Source organism: Burkholderia sp. E168m23 (genome assembly GCF_016586125.1).
Lineage (GTDB): Bacteria > Pseudomonadota > Gammaproteobacteria > Burkholderiales > Burkholderiaceae > Burkholderia > Burkholderia orbicola.
Genome location: NZ_BCPP01000662.1, coordinates 1 through 4,136 on the forward strand (window position 1 = coordinate 1; position 4,136 = coordinate 4,136).

Genomic DNA, 4,136 nt, shown 5'->3' on the forward strand with positions numbered 1-4,136 from the left:
CACGTCGTGCCGCGGCAAATATCCCGCGATATAGTCGGCGAACGCAGGGGGTGTCGGCACGACAGTGCCTCGGGAATGGTCACCCGACGGCAGCGGCACGTGATGCGGCATCGCGCCCTCTGTTTATCGAGGAGCCATCCACCGGCGCCCTCGACGGAGCGCGCCCACGAACCACGCCGGCACCGGCCATCCACCACAGCCCCCACCACCATCCCGCCCTCAATAATCCCCTTGACGCTGTATCTTTCGATATATATCTTTAGATATGTTTTACGACATATAGGACACGATCATGCGACACAACCCCTCCCGCGGCCATGCCCGATGCGACGGTCATGGTGCGCATGCCGGCCCTGACTGGTTCGCCGGCGTCTTGCACGCGATCGGCCGCCATCGCCGCGGCCACGACCCGTTTGGCGGTGGCGGCCCGTTCGGCGGCCGGGGCGGACGCGGCGGCTTTGGCGATTTCGGCGACGACGGCATGCCGCGCGGCCGCCAGTTCAGCTCCGACGACCTCCAACTGCTGCTGCTCGCGCTGGTGGCCGAACAACCGAGCCACGGCTACGAACTGATCAAGGCGCTCGACACGCGCTCGAACGGCTTTTACAGCCCGAGCCCCGGCATGGTGTATCCGGCGCTCACGTACCTCGAGGAAGTCGGCTTCGTCGCGTCGCAGGCGGAAGGCAACCGCAAGCGCTATGCGCTGACCGACGCAGGCCGCGCACATCTCGACGCCCAGCGCGAACGCGTCGACACGCTGTTCGCCCGCCTCACGCACCTCGCCCGCAAGATGGAGTTCATGCGCCGCGCGTTCGCCGGGGAATCGGCGGGCAATGAAGCGCAGGACGAATCGCAGGCCGGCTGGCTGCCGGAATTCGTCGAGGCCCGTCTCGCGCTCAAGCGCGCGCTGCTGCACAAGAGCGCCGCCGATGCCGACGAACAGCGCCGCATCGCGGCCATCATGCGCCGCGCGACGGCCGAAATCGAAGGCGGCGCCGGCGCGTGATGCGCGCCGCCCCGTCACCACCCAAGGAGAACGGATTGATGCAGAACACGTCCGAGCGCACCGTGACCCGCGTGCGCCACACCCTCAAGTTCCGCCTGCTGCAGGTGCTGCGCGTGCATGCCGTGACGCCGCATCTGCTGCGCGTCACGCTCGGCGGCCCCGATCTCGCGGATTTCGAATCCGCATCGTTCGACGATCACGTGAAGGTCTTTTTCCCGCCGCCCGGCGCGGAACGCCCCGCGCTGCCGACGCTCGGTGCGAACGGCCCCGAGTTTCCGGCAGGCGAACCGAAGCCGGTCGCGCGCGACTTCACGCCGCGCCGCTTCGACCGCGCCGCCCGCGAACTCGATCTGGAATTCGTGCTGAACCATCCGGGCCCGGCATCGCAGTGGGCCGCGCAGGCACGCGTCGGCCAATGGCTCGGCATCGGCGGCCCGCGCGGTTCGTTCGTCGTCCCGACCGGTTTCGACTGGCATCTGCTGATCGGCGACGATACGGCGCTGCCGGCCGTCGCGCGGCGCCTCGAGGAATTGCCGGCCGGCGCGCGCGCGGCGGTCGTGCTGGAAGTCGCGGATCGCACCGCGCAGATCTCGTTCGATACGCGCGCCGACGTGCATGAAATCTGGCGCTTCCGCGCCGAAGCCGACGCGGCGGACGGCGACGTGCTGCTGAATGCCGTGCGCGATCTGCCTTTGCCGTCGTCCGGCGACGGCTACGTGTGGGCGGCCGGCGAAGCGCTGTCGATGCGCGCGGTGCGCCAGCACCTGACCGGCGAGCGCGGCGTCGACAAGTCGCGCATCCGCGCGGCGGCCTACTGGAAGCGCGGCGCGGCGGCCGTGCACGAAACGCTGGAAGACTGACCGGGAGCGCCCGCTCGACCGGCGGCCGAAACAATCGTGGCGCCGGCGCAGCGGTGGGCTTGGCACCGGCATCGCGGCTGGTATATATGTATGTCTGCGACGCCGCTGTCGGGCGACAGCCGCCGCAGCCCGTCCAGGAGCGCCCGGTCATGACAAAAGCAAGCCACGCTTCGCCTTTCCTTCGCCATCTGAAGATCGCCGGTTATTGCGGCCTCGCCGCGGTCGTCCTCGCGCTGTTCGTCGCGATGTGCGCGATCCTGAAGGAAAGCGCCCTCGACCGCGATGCCGCGCGGCATCCGGCCGATACGCCCGAACTGCACGACGCGAGCGACGGCCCGTCCGCCTCGGCCGAATCGGCCCGCACACCCGGCTCGCCCGGCTGACGGCGTCCCTGCCGCTGCGTTCCGCCTCGTTCCGCTTACGGCGCCTGCCGGCGTCCCATCACGACCGCATGCACCGAATCGCCGAGCCGTTCGAGCAGCGCGGTCACGCGTTGCCCGTACAGGTGCGCGGCCAGCGCGCCCACCGTGCCGACCAGCACGCCGCCCGCCATGTCGAACGGCCAGTGCACGCCCGCATAGATGCGCCCCCATGCGATCGCCACGGCCATCGCGGCCATCACGAAACCGGTGACCCGCGTCGTGCCGCCGAGCAGCAGGCCGACCGCCATGCTCCACGCGAACGTCATGTGATCGCTCGGAAACGAACTGTCCGGCGCGTGCGGAATCAGCTGCGTGCCGACGCCGGCCATGAACGGGCGCGGCGAGAACCAGACATGCCCGAGCACCTGCGCGAGCACGAGCGCCACGCAGACGCCGACCCCGGCTTCGATCGCCTGGCGCCGCGCGGGGCGCGCGCCGAAGAGCCAGGTCAGCAGCAGCATCGCGGGCAGCGCATAGACGAGCCAGTCGGCGGCGAAGATCGCGAGGCGGGCGACGCCCGGGTGCGGTGCACCGCCGGCGTTGATGGCGGAAAAGAGGGCGAGATTGAGGTTCTGCATGAATCCGGTTGCGTGGGGCGTAAAAGATCGGCCGGTTGCCCGGCCGGAGTCGAACGATGCTAGGGCGTGGCCGCTTAAGCGGTGCTTAATGCGGCCGCCGCCCGGGCGAGGCGCGCGCGGCGAACGCACTTAGAGCCTGCACTGCAACACAAGTTCACACAATTGTCATATTCCCGCGCGACCGTCTCCCGTAAGGGCTCACCACCTCTCCCGTAAAGACTCACCCTTTTCACATGAGGGCGTCATCGACGCCTGCGACCATCGCCCGGCCGGCACGCCGTCCAGGCCGTTTGTCTCATTCATCTCAATATTTACGCCGCAAATTATTCGAAATCGGCAACAATTAATTCCAGATGCGGCATCGCACAACGGCAACGCACAGGCATACGATTACGTCCACTCATCCACGAAGCGATCAACAACAAGGAGTCCGCATGAAACCCAGCGATGTCCGATCGAAAGCGTTTGCGATGCCGTTGACCAGCCCTGCCTTCCCGATGGGCCCGTACCGTTTCGTCGATCGTGAGTTTCTGATCATCACGTACCGCACCGATCCGGACCGCCTCCGTGAAATCGTCCCCGAGCCGCTGCAGGTCACCGAGCCGCTCGTCCACTACGAATTCATCCGCATGGCCGATTCGACCGGCTTCGGCGATTACACCGAAAGCGGCCAGGTGATCCCCGTCGAATACGAAGGCCAGCCGGGCGGCTATACGCTCGCGATGTATCTCGACGATCACCCGCCGATCGCCGGCGGCCGCGAGCTGTGGGGCTTCCCGAAGAAGCTCGCGTCGCCCACGCTGCACGTGAACACCGATCACATCCTGGGCACACTCGACTACGGCAAGGTGCGCGTCGCGACCGGCACGATGGGCTACAAGCACAAGGAACTCGACATCGACGAGCAGACGAAACGGCTCGCCGGCCCCAATTTCCTGCTGAAGATCATCCCGCACGTCGACGGCACCGCACGCGTCTGCGAACTGGTGCGCTATTACATGCAGGACATCAAGATGAAGGGCGCGTGGACGGGCCCCGCATCGCTCGAGCTGGCGCCGCACGCGCTCGCGCCGGTGGCCGATCTGCCGGTGCTCGAAATCGTCGAAGCGCGCCACCTCGTCGCGGATTTGACGCTGGGCCTCGGTGAAGTCGTCTACGATTACCTGGCTCAGTAACACGTCCGCAGTCCTTTCTCCCTGTCAATCCTTTCACCACGGGAATTCGAACATGAGCAACCTGAATGGCAAGACCGCAGTCGTCACGGGCGCCG

General features: G+C 67.3%; 5 protein-coding genes. 4 read left to right on the top strand and 1 reads right to left on the bottom strand.

All coding sequences use genetic code 11. From position 1 onward, the window contains the following. The first annotated feature begins 292 nt into the window (after positions 1-292). From JMF90_RS26925 to JMF90_RS26935, 3 genes are all read left to right on the top strand, one after another. Positions 293-1,006, top strand: coding sequence for a PadR family transcriptional regulator (locus JMF90_RS26925; protein ID WP_011548732.1), 714 nt, complete (start codon positions 293-295; stop codon positions 1,004-1,006). Between the two features lie 38 nt (positions 1,007-1,044). After that, positions 1,045-1,866 carry a siderophore-interacting protein gene (locus JMF90_RS26930; protein ID WP_011548733.1) on the top strand — a complete coding sequence of 274 codons (822 nt, stop codon included), beginning with the start codon at positions 1,045-1,047 and terminating at the stop codon, positions 1,864-1,866. A gap of 149 nt (positions 1,867-2,015) precedes the next feature. Beyond that, complete coding sequence (locus JMF90_RS26935; protein ID WP_011548734.1) at positions 2,016-2,249, top strand: hypothetical protein; 234 nt, start codon at positions 2,016-2,018, stop codon at positions 2,247-2,249. A gap of 35 nt (positions 2,250-2,284) precedes the next feature. On the opposite strand, the gene JMF90_RS26940 is transcribed toward JMF90_RS26935, so the two are convergent. Continuing rightward, a complete protein-coding gene (locus JMF90_RS26940) occupies positions 2,285-2,866 on the bottom strand; it encodes an undecaprenyl-diphosphatase (RefSeq protein ID WP_011548735.1) in 582 nt (193 codons plus the stop codon). Between the two features lie 434 nt (positions 2,867-3,300). On the opposite strand from JMF90_RS26940, the gene JMF90_RS26945 reads away from it, so the two are divergent. Further along, positions 3,301-4,041 carry an acetoacetate decarboxylase gene (locus JMF90_RS26945; RefSeq protein WP_011548736.1) on the top strand — a complete coding sequence of 247 codons (741 nt, stop codon included), beginning with the start codon at positions 3,301-3,303 and terminating at the stop codon, positions 4,039-4,041. The last annotated feature ends 95 nt before the right edge of the window (positions 4,042-4,136 follow it).

Excerpts from the sequence above, each read along its gene's own strand:
- JMF90_RS26930 (WP_011548733.1), top strand. The coding sequence starts at position 1,045 with ATGCAGAACACGTCCGAGCGCACCGTGACCCGCGTGCGCCACACCCTC.
- JMF90_RS26935 (WP_011548734.1), top strand. The coding sequence starts at position 2,016 with ATGACAAAAGCAAGCCACGCTTCGCCTTTCCTTCGCCATCTGAAGATC.
- JMF90_RS26940 (WP_011548735.1), bottom strand. The coding sequence starts at position 2,866 with ATGCAGAACCTCAATCTCGCCCTCTTTTCCGCCATCAACGCCGGCGGT.
- JMF90_RS26925 (WP_011548732.1), top strand. The coding sequence starts at position 293 with ATGCGACACAACCCCTCCCGCGGCCATGCCCGATGCGACGGTCATGGT.
- JMF90_RS26945 (WP_011548736.1), top strand. The coding sequence starts at position 3,301 with ATGAAACCCAGCGATGTCCGATCGAAAGCGTTTGCGATGCCGTTGACC.